The organism is Mesorhizobium sp. M4A.F.Ca.ET.020.02.1.1, assembly GCF_004022645.1.
GTDB lineage: Bacteria > Pseudomonadota > Alphaproteobacteria > Rhizobiales > Rhizobiaceae > Mesorhizobium.
In genome coordinates, this window is sequence record NZ_RZOI01000050.1 from 1 (window position 1) to 17,553 (window position 17,553).

The 17,553-nt window shown below is 63.8% G+C and carries 21 protein-coding genes and 2 tRNA genes; 10 read left to right on the forward strand and 13 right to left on the reverse strand.

The features are described from left to right. Nucleotides 1-50 precede the first annotated feature (50 nt). Nucleotides 51-305, reverse strand: a complete 255-nt coding sequence (locus EN742_RS05920) for a helix-turn-helix transcriptional regulator (protein WP_128332536.1) — start codon at nucleotides 303-305, stop codon at nucleotides 51-53. Nucleotides 306-431: 126 nt separating this feature from the next. Here EN742_RS05920 and EN742_RS05925 point away from each other — a divergent pair, with 126 nt between their 5' ends. Both EN742_RS05925 and EN742_RS39155 read left to right on the forward strand, forming a co-directional pair. Next, a complete protein-coding gene (locus tag EN742_RS05925) occupies nucleotides 432-659 on the forward strand; it encodes a hypothetical protein (protein WP_127405243.1) in 228 nt (75 codons plus the stop codon). 109 nt (nucleotides 660-768) lie between these two features. Then, on the forward strand, nucleotides 769-939 hold the full coding sequence (locus EN742_RS39155; RefSeq protein ID WP_245482255.1) for an HNH endonuclease: 171 nt from the start codon (nucleotides 769-771) through the stop codon (nucleotides 937-939). Between the two features lie 335 nt (nucleotides 940-1,274). Here EN742_RS39155 and EN742_RS05935 read toward each other — a convergent pair whose 3' ends face one another. Next, entirely contained in the window at nucleotides 1,275-1,487 is a 213-nt protein-coding gene (locus tag EN742_RS05935) for a hypothetical protein (RefSeq protein ID WP_128332538.1), read from the reverse strand. Nucleotides 1,488-1,634: 147 nt separating this feature from the next. Here EN742_RS05935 and EN742_RS05940 point away from each other — a divergent pair, with 147 nt between their 5' ends. After that, nucleotides 1,635-1,907, forward strand: coding sequence for a hypothetical protein (locus tag EN742_RS05940; RefSeq protein ID WP_128332539.1), 273 nt, complete (start codon nucleotides 1,635-1,637; stop codon nucleotides 1,905-1,907). Between the two features lie 1,076 nt (nucleotides 1,908-2,983). Here the strand turns inward: EN742_RS05940 and EN742_RS05950 are convergent. Then, nucleotides 2,984-3,060, reverse strand: a tRNA-Arg gene (locus tag EN742_RS05950). A gap of 55 nt (nucleotides 3,061-3,115) precedes the next feature. Then, on the reverse strand, nucleotides 3,116-3,421 hold the full coding sequence (locus EN742_RS05955; RefSeq protein WP_126055558.1) for an ETC complex I subunit: 306 nt from the start codon (nucleotides 3,419-3,421) through the stop codon (nucleotides 3,116-3,118). 367 nt (nucleotides 3,422-3,788) lie between these two features. Here EN742_RS05955 and EN742_RS05960 point away from each other — a divergent pair, with 367 nt between their 5' ends. Then, complete coding sequence (locus EN742_RS05960; protein ID WP_245482335.1) at nucleotides 3,789-4,952, forward strand: NAD(P)/FAD-dependent oxidoreductase; 1,164 nt, start codon at nucleotides 3,789-3,791, stop codon at nucleotides 4,950-4,952. 94 nt (nucleotides 4,953-5,046) lie between these two features. After that, nucleotides 5,047-5,123 (forward strand) — tRNA-Pro (locus EN742_RS05965). 572 nt (nucleotides 5,124-5,695) lie between these two features. Here the strand turns inward: EN742_RS05965 and EN742_RS05970 are convergent. From EN742_RS05970 to EN742_RS05990, 5 genes are all read right to left on the reverse strand, one after another. Then, a complete protein-coding gene (locus EN742_RS05970) occupies nucleotides 5,696-6,118 on the reverse strand; it encodes a type II toxin-antitoxin system VapC family toxin (RefSeq protein ID WP_127405904.1) in 423 nt (140 codons plus the stop codon). Then, nucleotides 6,115-6,369, reverse strand: coding sequence for an Arc family DNA-binding protein (locus tag EN742_RS05975; protein ID WP_126055561.1), 255 nt, complete (start codon nucleotides 6,367-6,369; stop codon nucleotides 6,115-6,117). The genes EN742_RS05970 and EN742_RS05975 overlap by 4 nt, the downstream gene beginning before the upstream one ends. Nucleotides 6,370-6,449: 80 nt before the next feature. After that, on the reverse strand, nucleotides 6,450-7,154 hold the full coding sequence (gene hdaA, locus EN742_RS05980; RefSeq protein WP_127405903.1) for a DnaA regulatory inactivator HdaA: 705 nt from the start codon (nucleotides 7,152-7,154) through the stop codon (nucleotides 6,450-6,452). Nucleotides 7,155-7,160: 6 nt separating this feature from the next. Then, the gene (locus EN742_RS05985; RefSeq protein WP_126055563.1) at nucleotides 7,161-8,363 is read right to left on the reverse strand and encodes an AI-2E family transporter; all 1,203 of its coding nucleotides are present in this window, start codon (nucleotides 8,361-8,363) and stop codon (nucleotides 7,161-7,163) included. After that, a complete protein-coding gene (locus tag EN742_RS05990; protein ID WP_127405902.1) occupies nucleotides 8,335-8,892 on the reverse strand; it encodes a CDP-alcohol phosphatidyltransferase family protein in 558 nt (185 codons plus the stop codon). The genes EN742_RS05985 and EN742_RS05990 overlap by 29 nt, the downstream gene beginning before the upstream one ends. A gap of 250 nt (nucleotides 8,893-9,142) precedes the next feature. Here EN742_RS05990 and purM point away from each other — a divergent pair, with 250 nt between their 5' ends. The 3 genes from purM to EN742_RS06005 are packed head-to-tail and all read left to right on the forward strand — an operon-like array spanning nucleotide 9,143 to nucleotide 11,457. Then, nucleotides 9,143-10,222: a phosphoribosylformylglycinamidine cyclo-ligase gene (purM, locus tag EN742_RS05995; protein WP_128332540.1), complete on the forward strand. Its 1,080-nt coding sequence runs from the start codon at nucleotides 9,143-9,145 to the stop codon at nucleotides 10,220-10,222. Then, nucleotides 10,219-10,926 carry a phosphoribosylglycinamide formyltransferase gene (gene purN, locus EN742_RS06000; protein ID WP_126055566.1) on the forward strand — a complete coding sequence of 236 codons (708 nt, stop codon included), beginning with the start codon at nucleotides 10,219-10,221 and terminating at the stop codon, nucleotides 10,924-10,926. The genes purM and purN overlap by 4 nt, the downstream gene beginning before the upstream one ends. 15 nt (nucleotides 10,927-10,941) lie before the next feature. Next, a complete protein-coding gene (locus tag EN742_RS06005; RefSeq protein ID WP_128332541.1) occupies nucleotides 10,942-11,457 on the forward strand; it encodes a histidine phosphatase family protein in 516 nt (171 codons plus the stop codon). A 200-nt stretch (nucleotides 11,458-11,657) separates the two neighbouring features. Here EN742_RS06005 and EN742_RS06010 read toward each other — a convergent pair whose 3' ends face one another. Then, nucleotides 11,658-11,885, reverse strand: coding sequence for a DUF680 domain-containing protein (locus EN742_RS06010; protein WP_127407729.1), 228 nt, complete (start codon nucleotides 11,883-11,885; stop codon nucleotides 11,658-11,660). A gap of 565 nt (nucleotides 11,886-12,450) precedes the next feature. Here EN742_RS06010 and EN742_RS06015 point away from each other — a divergent pair. Next, on the forward strand, nucleotides 12,451-13,119 hold the full coding sequence (locus EN742_RS06015) for a response regulator (RefSeq protein WP_126055569.1): 669 nt from the start codon (nucleotides 12,451-12,453) through the stop codon (nucleotides 13,117-13,119). Continuing rightward, a complete protein-coding gene (locus EN742_RS06020) occupies nucleotides 13,109-14,461 on the forward strand; it encodes a sensor histidine kinase (protein ID WP_127406517.1) in 1,353 nt (450 codons plus the stop codon). Before EN742_RS06015 ends, EN742_RS06020 begins: the two co-directional genes overlap by 11 nt. 11 nt (nucleotides 14,462-14,472) lie before the next feature. Here EN742_RS06020 and EN742_RS06025 read toward each other — a convergent pair whose 3' ends face one another. From EN742_RS06025 to EN742_RS06035, 3 genes are all read right to left on the reverse strand, one after another. Beyond that, nucleotides 14,473-15,351: an ABC transporter permease gene (locus EN742_RS06025; RefSeq protein ID WP_126055571.1), complete on the reverse strand. Its 879-nt coding sequence runs from the start codon at nucleotides 15,349-15,351 to the stop codon at nucleotides 14,473-14,475. A gap of 97 nt (nucleotides 15,352-15,448) precedes the next feature. Further along, complete coding sequence (locus tag EN742_RS06030) at nucleotides 15,449-16,303, reverse strand: ABC transporter ATP-binding protein (RefSeq protein WP_126055572.1); 855 nt, start codon at nucleotides 16,301-16,303, stop codon at nucleotides 15,449-15,451. A gap of 164 nt (nucleotides 16,304-16,467) precedes the next feature. Then, nucleotides 16,468-17,481 carry an ABC transporter substrate-binding protein gene (locus EN742_RS06035; RefSeq protein ID WP_127406519.1) on the reverse strand — a complete coding sequence of 338 codons (1,014 nt, stop codon included), beginning with the start codon at nucleotides 17,479-17,481 and terminating at the stop codon, nucleotides 16,468-16,470. Nucleotides 17,482-17,553 lie beyond the last annotated feature (72 nt).

Here is a 17,553-nt window from a genome sequence, read left to right on the forward strand (position 1 = left end):
GTATTTGACTTATCTTTAGATGTTTATATGCTGCGCGCGGCTCGCCGAGATCACGGCTTTTCCCTCAGGCGAACGCCCCTGCCTTCCGATGATGCCTGACCGTCCTCGAGCAATTCGACGCCAGCAGCGCTAAAGGCAGACTTGATAGCTTGCATTGTGTCGAGGCGACCACGAACGATTGCACTGCCCCAGCCTTCGAAATTCCTGACCGTGTTGATCCCAATCTTTGCTGCATCGGCCAGAGCCTTCTGATCCATGCCAGCAAGTGCCCTTGCAGCCTTGATTTGGTTTCCTGTTACCGGCATCTGTGTTTTCCAAATTGCAATCTGTGTTTTTTACCCAAATTATCACTTGACCGCAAGCATCGATTCCCAATATGGTTTATTTACCCAACAAAGGGGTTTCGAAAACCAAACTGGAGAGAATTTCAGATGCCGACGATTGCTCACATCCGCACCCATCGCGCGCCCACAGCCACCACGATTGCATTCGACACCGAAACGCACCTTCAGAGGGCGCGGAGCTACCTAAGGGCAATAATGATGGCATCCAGCGAGATCACGACCGACGAGCGTGACGACCTAATGCTCACTAACCTGACTTGCGCTATCGATGACGAGTTTGATGCCATCGAAAAGATTTTAGCGTCGGCTGCCTGACATGGGCAACGGCTCACGCCGCCCCGAGCTGCGAGCCATCCTGCGCGAAAAGCAGGGTGGCCGCTGCTGTTATTGCGATGTCCGTATGTGGATTTCAGTCAAGAGCAAGATGCGCCCAGACTCAGAGACGCTTGAGCATTTGGACCGGCGAACAGATCGAGGCAGCAATGATCGCGGCAACATCGCATTGGCTTGCTATCGGTGCAACACAGGGCGCGGCGATGTCGACTGGCTGACCTATAAGAGCATCAGGCGTGGAGAACACTACGAGAGGTGGTGAGGCGTCGCCTTAGGCAACAACAACAAAAAAGCGGGCTCTCGCCCGCTTCCCTTCGTTGCCGAGACTGCATGCGTGGTGCCGGTACATTCATGGTCACCGCGCCGTCGATCGGCTCAAATGCATGCCTCGCCTTGGGTGAAACCTCTCCGACTATCTGAAGGGACGTTCCTCGCCAGCGGCGGCTGCTGACGGGTATATGCCTGCCGAAGGTGTTGAAAACAAGGCCTGGAGCGCCCGTTTTTCCTCGCCAGCGGGCCTTTGATCAACGGTAACCCGAAGTCGACGTGCCGCGCGACGCCCGCTTGCTGAAAGGCAGGCGGGCTTTTCAGTGAGCACTAGCCCTCTCGATGGCGCTTGATCTCCTGCCGGCTCATGCGCCATTCCATGCCCACTTCGGCTGGCAATGGAACGGGTACAGGACGGCAATCGATTAGCCCGGCAAGCCGCAAGCGTCGCAGTACTTTCATTTGATTGAAGGTTAGCGGGCATGGCAACAAAGTCCATATTTCCGGAGCCTGGCCGAGTTCGCTTATCGTCTTGATATTCATCGTGACTCTCCTTCGAGCGCGCGGATCACAATTGCACGCTTCGTGAGTCTACAACGGTGCACCTGAGAAATTTCTGATAGCCACTGAACTAGGGAAACCGCCGCGTGGGCAATACATATGTTGGCGATAGTTTCGACGGAGGAGAACATGCAGGCAGTACAGCCGAGAGGGCTGCGGCGGGTTTCGGCTGCGGCCTATTTAGGTATCTCACCCTCTCACTTCGATAAGGCGCGTGCGGCAGGCAATATCCCGCCCGCCAAGACGCTGTTCGGAGTGGCGCTGTGGGACCGATTCGATCTAGATTCCTTGTTTGACGGCAAGCCGACCGCCCTTGATGTCAAGACGACCGCCGTCGCCGCAAACGACAACGATGATGACTGGTGGGATCGAGCATGCGCCACAGGAAACCGAAGTTCATAAACGAGTATCTGGACCGACACGGCCGTCCGCGCATCTATCTGCGCAAGCCAGGCCAGAAACAGATACCCCTGCCCACGCCGCTTTATAGCGAAGCATTCTGGACCGCCTACCGTGCCGCCATGGAGGGCGAGCCGGAGAGGATTGCGCGAGCAATGCCGGGCAGCATCGCAGCGGCCGTGCATGGCTACTACGGCTCAATAGAATTCAAGTCATTGGCGGACTCGACGCAAGCCGTCTATCGCGGCGCGCTCGACCGTTTTGTTGCCAGCAAGTATGGCAACGGCCCCGTCGCGAAGATCAAGACGCATCACGTCAACGCGATCATTGACGAGATGGCGTCGACACCCGCAGCCGCATCGAACTTCCGCAAGCGGCTTTCCGGGGTCATGGAGTATGCGGTGTCGGCCGGAATGCGGACCGACAACCCCGTGAAGGACGCCAAGCGCATTCGATATGAATCGGACGGCCATAGAACGTGGTCGGAAGAAGATATCGCCGCTTACCGCAAAAAGTGGAAGATAGGCACGCCTGAGCGGCTGGCAATGGAGGTGCTTCTGCACACCGGCTTGCGCAGATCCGATGCTGTGCGCGTCGGATGGAGGCATGTCGCAGGCGGACGAATTGAGATCACCGCGCAAAAGACAGGCGTCGAACTGTCCATCCCGATCCGCGCCGAACTGATGGGCTACATCAAAAACTGCCCGAAAGATGGCGACGCCTTCATTGCCAAGACTGGCGGCGCCGCACGATCTGAGAAGGCCTTCAGCGCCTACATATCCGAGGCTGCGGCCAAGGCCGACTTGCCGGAAGGATCATCGCCGCACGGTTTGCGCAAGGCGGCTTGCCGTCGACTGGCCGAGGCTGGCTGTTCGGCGCGCCAGATCATGGCGATAACCGGCCATACCGACATTCGAGAAGTTGAGCGCTACTGTCGCGAGGCGGAAAAGAAGCTGCTCGCCGATGCCGCAATGGCGAAGCTAGACGACCATTTCGATGTCCAGAAATTGCCTAACCAACCAGACGAGTTAGGCAATTCCGACGATAAGGAATTGAAATCATTGACAGGAAAAGGAGCTTGGCGATCCCGGCAGGATTCGAACCTGCGACCATCGGCTTAGAAGGCCGGTGCTCTATCCAGCTGAGCTACGGGACCGCTGGCCGGCCGCGCCGGCTGATGCTTCGCGAAGGGCGCCGTCCGGCTTGCCGGCTCAGTGCGTCCAGGGCGTCCTGCGGTCATAGCGGAAATTCTCCGCGTAGGAAATCTGCCGGCGCTTGGGCTCCTTCGGCTCCTCGACGCGGAAGGCAAGGCCTTCCTTCTCGGCATAGGCCACCGCCTCTTCCCTGGTGTCGAAAGTCAGCCTGATCTGGCTCAACATGTCGCCAGAGGTGGTGTAGCCCATCAGCGGGTCGATCTTCTTGCGCTGCGCGGGATCGAATTCCAGCACCCAGCGACCGGTCTTGGCCTTGCCGGATTGCATCGCGGTTTTGGCTGGGCTGAAAATGCGCGCGGACATGTCCACCTCGTTGCTCCCCGGAGCAGCACTCCAGGCGTTTGTACCGACGCCCGCCCTCGAAAAGCCCTATTCAGGTTCTCCCGGTCGCGCGCCCACCCCGTCATTACTGTGCAATGACGCCGGCGGCAAGGCGGGTTTGCAACGGACCGCACGACGATTGGCAATCGCGCGGGCGACAATTGGCAATCGCGCGGGCGACGCGGTCGGCGACGTTTTGCAAACGCGGCTGCGACGTTTTGCAAACGCGGCTGCGACGTTTTGCAAACGCGCTTGCGACGTTTTGCAAACGCGCCTGGTTGGCGCGAGACTGGAGGCGGCATATGTCGGATACACTGGTGTGCCACTCACGGCTATGACAATGACAGACATGGCAGCGGAAACCTTGCCGGCCGGCCGACCGGGAACCTTCGAGGGCGCGATCGTGATCGGCGCCGGCGCCGCCGGGCTCGCTGTGGCCCAGGCGCTCGCCGCTGCCGGCGTGGCGACACAGGTGCTGGAGCGGGAAAACAGGCTGGCCGAACCCTGGCACAGACGGCATGAGAACCTGCATCTCAACACCCACCGCGATCTTTCCGCGCTGCCCGGTGTCGCCTATCCCGCCGGCACGCCGGCGTTTCCGCACCGCACCACGGTGATTGGCCACCTCAATCACTTCGCCGAAGCGCACCGGCTGCCGGTCGAATTCGGCATCGCCGTCAAGGACGTGAGCTTCAACGGCGATCACTGGACGGTGAGGACCAGCGCCGGGCCGCGGCGCGCGCGCCATGTCGTGGTCGCCACCGGGCGCGACCGACAGCCGTTCATTCCCGCCTGGAAAGGCATGGAGGACTTTGCCGGGCGCATCGTCCATTCGGCGGATTTTGGCGCGGCGAAGGACTATGAGGACAAGAAGGTATTGGTGGTCGGCGCCGGCAATTCGGGCTTCGACGCGCTCAATCACCTTTCCGGAGCCAAGACCGGACAGATGTGGCTGGCGGCGCGCAACGGCCCCTCGCTGTTGCCCAAGCGCATCGGACAGATCGCCGTGCACCGTTTTTCGCCTTTCATGGCGCGGCTGCCCGTGCGGCTGGCGGACTGGGCGATGGCGCTGACCCAGCGCCTTGTCTTCGGCGACCTCAGCAAATTCGGCCTGCCGCGCGCGCCCTTGGGCGGCGCCAGCCGCCTCGGCTCCGACTATACGGCGATCGCCTCCGACGACGGCGCCGTCGATGCCATCAGGGCCGGCAGGGTCATCGTGGTGCCGCAGGTCAGGGAATTCACCCGGGACGGCGTCATCCTGGATGACGGTCAGACCATCACGCCCGACGTCGTGATCGCCGCAACCGGCTATCGCACCGGGCTGGAGCCGATGCTCGGCCAGCTCGGCGTGCTCGACGGCAAGGGCGTGCCGCTGTTCAACGGCGCCGACAGCGATCCAAAGCTGCCGGGCCTGTGGTTCACCGGCATGCGGCCGAGCATCCGCGGCTGCTTTGCCAATGCTAGGATCCAGGGCGCCGCAATCGCCCGCAAGATCGCCGGACAGCGGCGCTGAGCGGCTGCAGGGCGCAGCGTTTTTTCCCGCCCTTCCCTTTTTTCTTTTCGTGGGTTGCCTTCGCGGGCCCGGAACCCTATACGCCGCGAGGCCTCGGAGTGTAGCGCAGCCTGGTAGCGCACCTGATTTGGGATCAGGGGGTCGCAGGTTCGAATCCTGCCACTCCGACCATTCCAGCTATTGGCCGGAGCATGGGCGCCAGTTTGCAAACCCGGCAAGCCAAAAGGCGCTGGCCGAACTCGGCTTTCGGGCCGGGAGCGTGCTCTGCCTCAGCCGCGGCAAGCGAGGCCGCACTCGCAGGCATCTCCGTCACCGTACCGGTCAGCGAGCCGCTCGACTTCTGGTATTCGCTGACTCCAACCGGCCGCATCGAGGACGGCAGGATCGAGGTGTCAGCTGCGGAAGCGCACGGCACATCACCTGATACAACTCGCCAAAACCCGGGAATACCTGGTCACGCGCTACAGCCCGCAAACGACCTCCTATACGCAGATCAACAGGCTGCTGGCGACCCTGGAGGAACTTGCCGGGAAAGTGGGGAATTAGGCGAACCGCCTTGTTGAATCGTCTATTTCGATGATGAGTTCGATGTCTCTGAAAGGCAAGCTCGCCGGGCGAGAACCCCAACCGCCTTGCACCCGGCGAGCCTACAACCCGATCTGGAACGTGATCGGGACCGGGGTCAGCCGGCATATTGGACGGTGCAAGATGGATGCCAGTGGCTTGGTCCAATATTGGGACAGCTACGTCGCACTTTGCCAAGGATCGACGACTGGTATGCCCGCCGCATGAAAGGCCGACGTGTCACGCGAAGCGACGTGGAAGCCTTTGGCATCGGCGATAGCCGCTATGTAGCCGTCGGGTATGGGGAACCCCTTGCCCGCCGTTCTGGCTTTTGCGGCAAGGCCTGCATACTGCCGCGCTGCCTGCACGTCGAATGGCAGAATGCGCTGATCAAACACCGCGCATATGCCAGCAAAGGCCTCAGCCAGGACATTCTTGCGGCGCCCCGCAGGCATCACCTCGATACCGAATAGCACCTCTGCGAGCGTAACGCTGGAAATATACAATGTTTCAGCAGCCTGATCGTCCAGCCATGCCAGCACCGCCGGATGGGGTTCCGGCCTCATCACCTCCGAAACGACATTGGTGTCCAGGAGAATCATTCAAATCTCAGGGGCTCGGCCGGGCTTTTGTCGCGGACCTGCTCCAGCGCATCGACATCCTCGTCTTTCACGCCGGCGCGGCGGGCGATTTCGGACAGCAAAGAGCCCAGCTTCACGCGCCCCTCGGGCCGCACGGCGTTCTCGAGTATGGCCCGGATCTCCGCTTCCGTGCTTCGGCCATGGATGGCGGCCTGCACGCGCAGAGCGCGGTGGGTTTCTTCCGGAATGTTTCTGATCGTCACAGATGGCATTGATATCATTCCGATGTCATTGACATCACTCAGATATCACTATCTGGCTCCGATGTCACGCGTCGGCTGCCGAACAAGACTCAAATCTCGAACTCGCCCTGCCCTTCGTCCATGGCGCTGACGGTCTCGGCGGCGAGCGCCCGGGTGATCGGCGTCTTGCGCTCCAGGGCCGCGCGGTCGAGGCGTCCAACCACGCGCATGGCGGTGGCCAGCGAGCGTTCGATGCGCCTGACCAGATATTGCACGACATGCGGCTCCACCTCGACCTGGCGGTCGGCGAAGAGTTTGGTGATGACGCCGGCAAGCAAAAGATCGTCGGGCTCGTGGATCTCGACGGTCGCGGCAGCCTTCAGCCGCGAGATGAGATCGGGCAGTTCGACACCCCAGGCCGAGGGAAAGCGTCTGGCCGTCAGCAGCAGGCTGGAGCCGGCGCCACGGACCGTATTGATGAGATGGAATAGGCCCGTCTCGTCAACCGGATGCTTGTCGACATCGTCGATCAGGACGGACCTGTCGCCGAGGTCGGCGATGCACTCTTCGATGCGTCCGGCATCCACCCTTAGCGCGCCGGCGCGGGCCTGCCAGATCGAGGCCAGATGCGTCTTGCCGGAGCCGGCCGGGCCGGCCAGCACCACGACAGGCGAAGGCCAGTCGGGCCAGCGATCGACCAGCGCCACCGCCTGGGCGTTGGTCGAAGACACCACGAGTTCGTCACGTGAATAGCCCGTGCCGTGACCGAGATCGAGCGGCAGCTGGCGCGGCGGATCGGTTCTGTCAGCGGCCATGGCGCGTCAGCCGCGCGGCTTGGCGCCCCGCCGACGGTCGGCCGGCAGTCGCGGAATGGGCTCGGTGACGTGGCCCTTGTAGAGCGGCGATTCGAGGTAGCGGGCAATGGCGAAACGCACCAGCACGGCGACGGCCGCCGAAGCCGGCACAGCGATGAGAAGCCCGACGAAACCGAACAACGCGCCGAAGGCGAACAGCGCGAACATCAGCCAGACCGGATGCAGGCCAACGCTCTTTCCCACCAGCCTCGGCTGCAGGATGTTGCCCTCGATGAACTGGCCGGCGAAGAACACGCAGGCCACTGCAACAATCATCACCCAGTCCGGCCAGAACTGGACGAAGGCGACGCCGACGGCGAGCACAAGTCCGGTCAGCGAGCCAACATAGGGGATGAAGGAAATCAGCCCGGCGAAGAGGCCGATGAGGATCGCGAAGTTGAGGCCGGTCAGCGTCAGGCCCGTGGCATACATGCCGCCGAGCACCAGGCAGAGCGTGCCCTGGCCACGCACGAAGCCGGCGGTCGCGATGTTGATGTCGCGGGCGATCACGCGCACCGTCTCGACATAGTCGCGCGGCACCCAGCTGTCGACGACGGCCACCATGCGGTCCCAGTCGAGCAGCATGTAGAAGGCGACCACCGGCGTCACCACGAAAAGGCTGACCACCGAGACCAGCGCCACGCCGGAACTCCAGATCGAGGTAAAGACAGTGGTGAGCAGGCCGAAGCCGGAGGTGAGCAGCGAGTTCAGCCCGTCGCGCAGGCTGTTGGCGTTGACGCCGAACCTCTGTTCCAGCCATTTCGGATCGAAGCTGGTGATCAGCGCCTGCAGGCGGGTAAGGTATTCCGGCAGCTTGCCGGCGAAATCGGCCATTTGCGTCGCCAGAACCGGAACCAGGATGACGAAGGCGAGCACCAGGACGACGATGAAGGCGATCAGGATGACCACCGTCGCCATCAGCCGGGAGAGGCCGAGACGCTGCAGCCGGTCGGCGACCGGATCGAGGAAATAGGCGAGCACCATGCCGGCGACGAAGGGCAGAAGGATGCTGGAGAAGACATAGAGGAACAGCGCCAGGAACACGGCCGTGCCCAGCCAGAAGAATACCTGGCGGCGGAACGCCAGGGACGCGGCTTCGCCGGCCGCCGCTGCCTCGGCGGCCGCTTCGATGGATCCTTGGTCAGGTGCCCGGTTTGGAGCCTTCGCCATAGCCGCTCATGTGCCTCAGCCAGGCCACGAGATAGGCCGCGGCCGAAGCCACGGTCAAGACCCCGGACAGTAATATGAGCGCCGGCCGCAACGGATCGGGGTGGATGGAAAACGCCAGTTCACCCAGCACCACCGCCGCCAGCACGATCTGGATTGCGGTGTTGGCCTTCGACACAAAGAGCGGTTTCACCTCGACCGGATGCGCCATCACTGAAGACAAAAGCACCGCGCAAACGATCAGCGCGTCGCGCGAGACCATGGTGACGACCAGCCACAGCGGCAATTGTCCGATGAAGCCCATGACCACGAACACCGAGACCAGCAAGAGCTTGTCGGCCATCGGGTCGAGATAGGCGCCGAGCTTCGAAACCTGGTTGTAGCGGCGGGCGATGAAGCCGTCGACGCCATCGGAGACGCCGGCGACGAGGAAGCCGGCAAAGGCCCAGTCCCAACGCGCTTGCAGCATCGCCAACACCACGGCGGGCACCAGCAGCAGGCGCATGATCGTGATCATGTTGGGGATGGTCAAAGTGTGCCCCGTCGCGTCTTGTCGAGAGATAGATGATGGAGATGGAAGGCTGGCGCAAGCACTACGCTCCTCATTCTCTGACGTTGGCGAATGGCGAAAGCTGCGATGCGGGCCAATCTCGCCTTCAGGGGGATCGGCTCACGCAGAAGAACGTTTGTTGGGGGGCAAAACCGCCGCACCGCCGCGTCATCCTTGCTCCCCGAAACCATTCATGCGAAGAGCCCGCAATGGAAACAGCGACGAGCCGGACATGACCAAGCGCGATACAGCCGAGCGCAAGAACGGGCTCACCTATGCCGAAGCGGGTGTCGACATCGATGCCGGCAATCTGATGGTCGAGAAGATCAAGCCGCTGGTGCGCGCGACGCGCCGGCCGGGCGCCGATGGCGAGATCGGCGGCTTCGGCGGCCTGTTCGATCTCAAGGCCGCCGGCTTCACCGATCCGGTACTGGTCGCGGCCAATGACGGCGTCGGCACCAAGCTCAAGATCGCCATCGATGCCGGCAAGCACGACACGATCGGCATCGACCTTGTCGCCATGTGCGTCAACGACATCGTCGTGCAGGGCGCCGAGCCGCTGTTCTTCCTCGACTATTTCGCCACCGGCAAGCTCGACCCCGACCAGGGCGCATCGATCGTCGGCGGCATCGCCGAGGGCTGCCGGCAGGCCGGCTGCGCGCTGATCGGCGGCGAGACGGCCGAGATGCCCGGCATGTATCACGGCAAGGACTACGACCTCGCCGGCTTTGCCGTGGGCGCGGCCGAACGTGGCCAGCTGCTGCCCACCGACGACATCGTCGAGGGCGACGTGCTCTTGGGCCTTGCCTCCTCCGGCCTTCATTCCAACGGCTATTCGCTCGTGCGCCGCATCGTTGCCGCCAGCGGCCTGGCCTGGAGCGACCCGGCGCCGTTCAACGACGAGGCGACGCTTGCCGAAGCGCTGCTCGAGCCGACGCGCATCTATGTGAAGTCGATCCTCAAGGCCATCCGCAACACGCATGGCATCAAGGCGCTCGCCCACATCACCGGCGGCGGCTTCCCCGAGAACATTCCGCGCGTGCTGCCCAAGGATTTCTCGGCAGAGCTCGACCTCAACGCCATCGACGTGCCGCCGGTGTTCGCCTGGCTGGCCAAGACCGGCGGTGTCGCGCCGGAAGAGATGATGCGCACCTTCAACTGCGGCATCGGCATGATCCTCGCCGTGGCCTCCGGCCAGGCGGCGCAAGTGGCCGCCGTGCTACAGGAGGCCGGCGAGACGGTGACGCCTATCGGCCGCATCGTGCCGCGCCGCGACGGCGGCGTCATTTACCGGGGCTCGATCGGCCTATGAGCAGGAAACGCACCGTCGTTCTGATCTCCGGGCGCGGCTCCAACATGACGGCGCTGATCGCGGCGGCGAGCGATCCGGCCTACCCGGCCGAGATCGTCGGCGTCATCTCCGACCGGGCCAACGCCGCCGGCCTCGCCATCGCCGCCGCGCGCGGCATTCCCACCAAGGTGATCCAGCGCTCGGACTATGGCAGCAAGGAAGCGCATGACGGAGCGATCGATGCGGCGCTTGCCGGCTTCGGCGCCGAGATCGTCGCGCTGGCCGGCTATATGCGCATCCTGGGCGCCCGCTTTGTCGAGAAATGGCTGGGACGGATGGTCAACATCCACCCTGCCCTCCTGCCCGCCTTCAAGGGGCTGGACACGCATGCTCGCGCCCTGCGCGCCGGCGTTCGCATCCATGGCTGCTCGGTGCATTTCGTCACCCTCGACATGGATGACGGCCCGATCATCGCGCAGGCCGCCGTGCCGGTGATGGTCGGCGACAATGAGGACACGCTCGCCGCCCGCGTGCTCAAGGCCGAGCACCGGCTCTACCCGCTGGCGCTGGGGCTGGTCGCCGAAGGCAAGGCACGCATGCAGAACGGCCACACCGTGCTCGCCCACTTCGCCGACGATGCCGAAAACGGCAGTTCCGTGGTAATGGCGCCCGACCCGCTGCGCGAGGAAAGCGATCTCGAACAGCTGGCGCGGATCACGCCTTGAGGGATTGAGGGCGGCATGCCGACAAGACAACTCCTGGTCCTGCGCCACGCCAAGTCGAGCTGGGACGATCCCAAGCTTGCCGATTTCGACCGGCCGCTCGGCCCGCGCGGTCTGAAGACGGCGCCGCTGATGGGGCGCGAGCTTTCCCGGCGCGGCTGGCTGCCTGACCTGGCGCTGGTGTCGGCCGCGCTGCGCACCCGCGACACATGGCGGCTGGTCGCAGCCGAATTGCCGAAGAGCGCTGCGGCGGAATTCACGGATGCGCTGTACGAGGCGGCGGCGGTGGATGTGCTGGCCGTCGTGCGCAAGGCCGATGCGGCCAGCCTTTTGGTGCTCGGCCACAATCCCGGGCTCGAGGACTTCGCGCGGCGGCTCGCGGGTTCGGGGTCGGATGCCCGCGCGCTGCGGAAGCTCGAGGAGAAATTCCCGACGGCGGCATTGGCCCGGTTCGTCTTCAAGGGAGACTGGGCGGATCTCGGCTTCGGCGGCGCGCGGCTGACGCATTGCATCAGGCCGAAGGAGTTGGGGTAGCGGCCTTGGGTTAGTCGCGGCGCGGCCCTTGGTGCTTGCGGGGCCGAAAGACAAAATCCGAACAAAGCGACAGGGCCGAAGCTTGCCGATTTGATTCAGGCTTGCGCAAAAGCGAAGCGGCGGGACAAGCCCACCGCCTCGAGGCATTCGATGACCGAAGCCATCAGCGGTTGCCGACCAGGTCAGGTTGTCGGGTCCACTTAACGGCCCCAGATGCCTTGGCCGGATTCAGGCTGGGCGACTTCGGAGGTGGTCTTGCCATGCTCGACCGGCTTGCGGATCGACGCCGTGGTCGTGATGTCGACATTGGCGGCAGGCTGGGTGACGGCCGGCTGGTTGACGTTGTTCGAACCATAATGGTCACTGCCGGCGAAGGCGCTGCCCGTGGCAACGAGGAAGGCGGCGGTGGTGAGAGCGATCTTGGTCATTCAGGTACTCCAGTAGTTCTGTCTTCTGTCCGTCAAGTGGCGTGCCTTGGGAGGAATTCGCGTCGCTCGGACCACCCCGAGATGGGTCGTGGCCGCTGTCGTTTCCAGTCACGAAGTTGTGCCGAAAAGACCTTCGGCGCGGCGCTTGAAATCCGGCGCAAGGCTTCCTCCTGCCACAATCTTATTTTGCGATATCAATCAGTTAGTAAATTCCACCCGCCACGGGTGCCAAGATCACTTGAGCCGGCGTTCACAACCTGATGCACAATGCGTCAACATAAATCGAACCGATCGGTTCTGTTTTCGTCGATTGGCGCCTGATCACTACCCGCAGGGAGGTGCCGGTTGCTTTCCATGCGGTCGTTCAGCGACATGAATCCAACACGCAGCGCCTCTCGTCGGTGACCTCCCTGCCGCTCTGCAGTGGCCAAGCCAGCTAAGGTTTGCCTTGTGGGCGGATCGATATTATCCGTTGTGTGCGTGCACCCCATCGGACGCTGCCGGCTGCGTTGGTCGAAAGGTCGACGAGACTGCGGCGGGCAAGATACCTGAACTGCGATAGAAAATGCGGCTGCTGCTTGTCGAAGACAATCGCGAACTGGCTGATTGGCTGGGCAAGACGCTGCGCCAGGCCAATTATGTCGTCGACATCGTCCATGACGGCGAGGATGTCGAGCATGCGCTTGCCGCCGGCGACCATGCGCTGGTGATTCTTGACCTTGCGCTGCCGCGCATGGGCGGCCTGGACGTGCTGCGCATGCTCAGGGCGCGCGGCAACCGGGTGCCGGTGATCGTGCTGACCGCGAACGCCAGCCTCGACGGGCGCGTCAAGGGCCTGAACGAAGGGGCCGATGACTATCTGGCCAAACCGTTCCAGGTCGAGGAGTTGGAGGCGCGCATCCGCGTCCAGTTGCGGCGCGTCAACGACCGGACCGCGCCTGTCGTTGCCTGCGGCGATCTCGTCTTCGACACCAACACGCGGCTGTTTTCGCTGGCCGGCGAGACGCTGGCGCTGACGCCGCGCGAGCACGCCGTGCTGGAGCAGCTGATGGTCAAGGCGGGACGCACGGTGAGCAAGGCGGCGCTGTCGTCGGCGATCTTTGATTTCGAAACAGACGCCGACCCCAGCGCCATCGAGATCTATGTGCATCGCCTGCGCAAGAAGATCGAGGGTTCGCGCGTTCAGATCGCCACGCTGCGTGGCCTTGGCTATCTGCTGCGCGATGCCGGTTAGCAGCCTCCGCCTGCAGCTGCTTGCCTGGGTGGTGCTGCCGCTCGCCGGGCTCGCCACCATTAATTTGTGGACCAGCCATCGCAACGCGCTGGCGACCGCCGACCTGGTGACGGATCGCATGCTGGTGGGTTCGGCGCGCGCCATCGCCGAACAGGTCGCAATCGTCGACGGCGTGCTCGACGCCACTGTGCCGCCGGCAGCGATCGAGATGTTCGACACCGGCGACCGCGACAGCGTCTACTATCGTGTCGAGACCGCGGGCGGACGGCTGCTGACCGGTTATCCCGACCTGCCCGAGGCGCAGGATCGCCCGAGCCTGGAAGCGACCTATCGCGACCGCACGTTGCGGCTGCTGACCTTCAGCCATGCGGTGATCGGCGCCGGCGCGGACTCGCCGATTTCCGTCACCGTCGGCGTCACGCTTGCCGGACACGATGCGATGGTACGGCATTTGTGGTTCAACGCTTTTGCCCAGCAGCTGATGCTGGTGGCGATTGCCGGCGTCTTCGTGCTGCTCGGCTTGCGCCGCGGCCTGGCGCCGCTGATCAGGCTGCGTGATGCCGTGCGTTCGCCGGCTCGCAGCGACCTCGATCCGATCGAAGTCACTGGCGCGCAGAGCGAGATCCGGCCGCTGATCGACGCGCTCAACGCCTATATGGAGCGAGTGCGGGGGCAGATGGCGGCGCAGCGGCGCTTCATCGCCAATGCCGCGCACCAGTTGCGCACGCCGCTGGCGCTGCTGTCGACGCAGGCGAGCTACGCGCTGCGCGAAAGTGCGGCCGATCAGCGCCAGGAGGCGCTGGTGGCGCTGCAGGCCAGTTCCGGCCGGCTGGCGCGGCTGGCCGAACAGCTCTTGACCCTGTCGCGGGCCGAGCCTGGAAGCCGGCGGCCGCGCGCCGATCGCATCGACCTGACGGAAGCCGCCCGCCATGTGCTGGAGACGCAAGCGCCGGCAGCGCTTGCGCGCAACGTCGATCTCGGGCTCGACGAAAGCGGGCCGGTGCCAGTGGTCGGCGACGGCACCATGCTGCGCGAGATGATCGTCAACCTGGTCGACAACGCGCTGCGCTACACGCCGGCTGGCGGCACCGTCACCGTCAGACTGGCCGCCATCGATGGCGAAGCGGTGCTGACGGTCACCGACGACGGGCCGGGCATCCCGGCGGACGAGCGAGAGCATGTCTTCGAGCGCTTCTACCGCCTCGCCGACGCAACCGAGGAAGGCAGCGGCCTTGGCCTCGCCATCGTACGCGAGGTGGCCGAAAATGCCGGTGGCCGCGTCACCCTCGCGGATGGCGCGGCCGCCGGCCTGGTGGTCGAGGTGCGGCTGCCCCTGGCCTAGCAATCACAGCTTCATGTCCCCTGCTCGTTGAACGAGGCCGGGCGCCATTTGACGACATAGTCCTCGAAGCGGGTGATGATGAACTCCACCACAAGCGCCATCACCGCCAGGATGATCATCGCCGCGAACACGCCATTGGCGTTGAAGGCGCCCTGCGCCGTCGAGATCAGCAGGCCCATGCCTTGCTTGGCGCCGAGGAATTCGCCGACCACGGCGCCGACCAGCGCGAAGCCGAAGCTGACATGCAGGCTGGCCAGGATCCAGCTCATCGCCGACGGAATGATGACCGAGGTGGTGATCTGGAACGGCGAAGCACCGAGGATCTGTGCGTTGGCGATCATCGACCGGTCCGCCTCGCGCACGCCCTGGAAGGCGTTGGCGAAGACGACGAAGAACACCATCACCACGGCGAGCGCGACCTTGGAGGCCATGCCGAGGCCGAGCGCGATGATGAACACCGAGCCCAGCACCACGCGCGGTACCGAGTTGGCGATCTTGATGTAGATCGAAAAGACGTCGGCCAGCAGCCGGTTGCGGCCAAGTATGATGCCGGCAGCGATGCCGCCTACAGCGCCGATGACGAAGCCGAGGAATGTTTCTTCCAGCGTCACATAAATCTGCAGCCAGAGCGGGCCTTGCGAGGTGCCTTCGGTGACCCACGACCAGATCTGCTGCCAGATGCCGGACGGGCTGGCGAAGAAGAATGGATCGATGATGTTGTAGTCGGCGCCGAGTTCCCACAGGCCGAGGAAGACGACCAGGATAGCCAAGCGCAGGCCGATGACCAGTGCATGGCGGCGTCGCAGCCGCACCCTTGCCCGGGCTTCGGCGACGGCGATGGAGGTATTGCGGGCAGCGGCCCGGTCAACGGTGGGAGAGATGGCGGTCATGGCGGTCTCCTCTCGGAGCAATTCCAGGAAAAGTGCCAAGCGGTTTCCGTCCGGAATTGCGAAAAACAAATCATTGGAGCGGGTCAGCCGCCCAAGTCTAATGGCCGGTCTGCAGGCTGCGGCTCTGGCCGAGCTGCACTTCCTCGCGAAGGTCGTTCCAGATCACTTTGGCGATCTCAACGAATTTCGGGTCATAGCGGATGTCGGCCATGACGCGCGGGCGCGGCAGGTCGATGCGGTAGACGCTCTTGACCGTGCCCGGCCCCGCCGTCAGCACATAGACCTTGTCGGCCAGCGCCACCGCCTCCTCGAGGTCGTGCGTGACGAAGACGACCGAGGATTTCTGCTCCGACCACAGGTCAAGCAGTTCGTCCTGCATGGCGGTGCGGGTCTGCATGTCCAGCGCGCTGAACGGCTCGTCCATCAAAAGAATCTTGGGCTGGTTGATGAAGGTCTGGGCCAGCGCGACGCGCTTGCGCATGCCACCCGAGAGCTGATGCGGATAGTGCTTTTCGAAACGGCCAAGGCCGACGCGGCCGATCCAGTCACGCGCCCGTTCATAGGCCCGCGCCTTGGACACGCCGCGATAGAGCGGGCCGGCGGCGACATTGTCGATGACGCTGCGCCACGGAAACAGCGCATCGGCCTGGAAGACGAAGCCTATGTCGCGGCTGATCTCGGTGACGGGCTTGCCCATGACGCGGACATTGCCGGTCGTCGGCCTGAGCAGGCCGGTGACGAGGTTGAGCGTTGTCGACTTGCCGCAGCCGGTCGGCCCGACGACACAGGCGAACTCGCCGCGCGCGACCGTCATGGTGAAATCGCGGATCGCCGTCATCATGTGGCCGTCGGGCGTGACGAAGCGAAGCGTCACGTCATCAATGGCGATCGCGGCATCGGACGGCGGCGCGGCTGGAGACAGCTTCTCGGCCGCCATGGATTGCAGTTGCATGGCACACTCCTGTCGTGATGGGGCATGGATGCCAGCGGCACAAGCTCCTTTGGCTTGTCGTCCATCTGCATCTGGAAAGGCGCCGCTGCCGGATTGATTCAGCGGAGCGGCGCAAGTCATTGTTGCTCAAGGGCGGGCCGGGCGTCCGCCGTCGCCGACCGATGCTATTTGGCGGCGTCGACGAATGCCGTGGTGTAGGTCTTCGACAGGTCGATCTCTTTGCCCTGCAGGCTCTTGGAGAAGGTCGAGAGAACCTTAAGCACGGTTGGCGGGCCGTCGGCCGGCATGCGGCCGTCCGGCGTGAACATCGCCTTGCCGCCGGCCAGCCCCTGGACGTAGAGGTCCCTGTTACCGGCGTAATAGTCCTTCGGCATCTTGTCGGCGATCTCTTCGGCCGAATGGGTGGCGATGAATTTCATCGTCTTGACGAAGGCATTGGCGAGCTTCTGCGCCTCCTCCTTGTGGCTCTCGATCCAGGCCGACTGTACGTAGAAGGACGCCGCCGGATAGGGTCCGCCCAGCGCTTCCTTGGTCTTTTCCGGCGTGCGCATGTCGACGAGGATGCTGGCCTCGCCGGTCTTGAGCAGCTTGGCAATGGTCGGCTCGGTGGTCATGCCGGCCTGGATCTGGTCCTGCTTGACGGCGGCGATGAAGGTGTTGCCGGCGCCGACTGGCAGCAGCGTGTAGTCACCCGGCTTCAGGCCGTTGCGCACCGCCAGGTACTGGGTCAGGAAATCGGTCGACGAGCCGAGGCCGGTGACGCCGAGGGTCGCGCCCTTGAAGTCGGCCGGCGACTTGATCTCGGGGTGCTTGGCCGACACCAGCTCGACCTCGCCCGGCGCCTGGCTGAACTGCACGATCGACTGGATGTACTTGCCCTTCGACTGCAGATCGACGGTGTGGTCGTAGAAGCCGACGACGCCCTGCACGGCGCCCGCCAGCAATTCATTCTCGGCTTCGACGCCGGCGCGCGAGTTGACCAACTCGACATCGAGCCCCTCGTCCTTGAAGTAACCGAGCTGCTGGGTGAGCACGGCGGGCAGATAGATCTGCTTTTCCATGCCGCCGACGATAATGGTGATCTTGTCGGCCGCTGATGCCGCCGTGGCGCCCGTGGCGACAATGGCAAGCGTCAGCGCCGCTGAACGCAAGGCGCACTTCGAGATGAAACCGGTCACGTAAATTCCTCCACCTGGGCGACGCGCTATCTGGCGACGCCGCATTTTCTTCCTTGCCGGCCGCTCCCAGGC

Coding starts and splice junctions, on each gene's coding strand:
- EN742_RS05920 (WP_128332536.1), bottom strand. CDS start 305: ATGCCGGTAACAGGAAACCAAATCAAGGCTGCAAGGGCACTTGCTGGC.
- EN742_RS05925 (WP_127405243.1), top strand. CDS start 432: ATGCCGACGATTGCTCACATCCGCACCCATCGCGCGCCCACAGCCACC.
- EN742_RS39155 (WP_245482255.1), top strand. CDS start 769: ATGCGCCCAGACTCAGAGACGCTTGAGCATTTGGACCGGCGAACAGAT.
- EN742_RS05935 (WP_128332538.1), bottom strand. CDS start 1,487: ATGAATATCAAGACGATAAGCGAACTCGGCCAGGCTCCGGAAATATGG.
- EN742_RS05940 (WP_128332539.1), top strand. CDS start 1,635: ATGCAGGCAGTACAGCCGAGAGGGCTGCGGCGGGTTTCGGCTGCGGCC.
- EN742_RS05955 (WP_126055558.1), bottom strand. CDS start 3,421: ATGTCCGCGCGCATTTTCAGCCCAGCCAAAACCGCGATGCAATCCGGC.
- EN742_RS05960 (WP_245482335.1), top strand. CDS start 3,789: ATGGCAGCGGAAACCTTGCCGGCCGGCCGACCGGGAACCTTCGAGGGC.
- EN742_RS05970 (WP_127405904.1), bottom strand. CDS start 6,118: ATGATTCTCCTGGACACCAATGTCGTTTCGGAGGTGATGAGGCCGGAA.
- EN742_RS05975 (WP_126055561.1), bottom strand. CDS start 6,369: ATGCCATCTGTGACGATCAGAAACATTCCGGAAGAAACCCACCGCGCT.
- hdaA (WP_127405903.1), bottom strand. CDS start 7,154: ATGGCCGCTGACAGAACCGATCCGCCGCGCCAGCTGCCGCTCGATCTC.
- EN742_RS05985 (WP_126055563.1), bottom strand. CDS start 8,363: ATGGCGAAGGCTCCAAACCGGGCACCTGACCAAGGATCCATCGAAGCG.
- purM (WP_128332540.1), top strand. CDS start 9,143: ATGACCAAGCGCGATACAGCCGAGCGCAAGAACGGGCTCACCTATGCC.
- purN (WP_126055566.1), top strand. CDS start 10,219: ATGAGCAGGAAACGCACCGTCGTTCTGATCTCCGGGCGCGGCTCCAAC.
- EN742_RS06005 (WP_128332541.1), top strand. CDS start 10,942: ATGCCGACAAGACAACTCCTGGTCCTGCGCCACGCCAAGTCGAGCTGG.
- EN742_RS06010 (WP_127407729.1), bottom strand. CDS start 11,885: ATGACCAAGATCGCTCTCACCACCGCCGCCTTCCTCGTTGCCACGGGC.
- EN742_RS06015 (WP_126055569.1), top strand. CDS start 12,451: ATGCGGCTGCTGCTTGTCGAAGACAATCGCGAACTGGCTGATTGGCTG.
- EN742_RS06020 (WP_127406517.1), top strand. CDS start 13,109: ATGCCGGTTAGCAGCCTCCGCCTGCAGCTGCTTGCCTGGGTGGTGCTG.
- EN742_RS06025 (WP_126055571.1), bottom strand. CDS start 15,351: ATGACCGCCATCTCTCCCACCGTTGACCGGGCCGCTGCCCGCAATACC.
- EN742_RS06030 (WP_126055572.1), bottom strand. CDS start 16,303: ATGCAACTGCAATCCATGGCGGCCGAGAAGCTGTCTCCAGCCGCGCCG.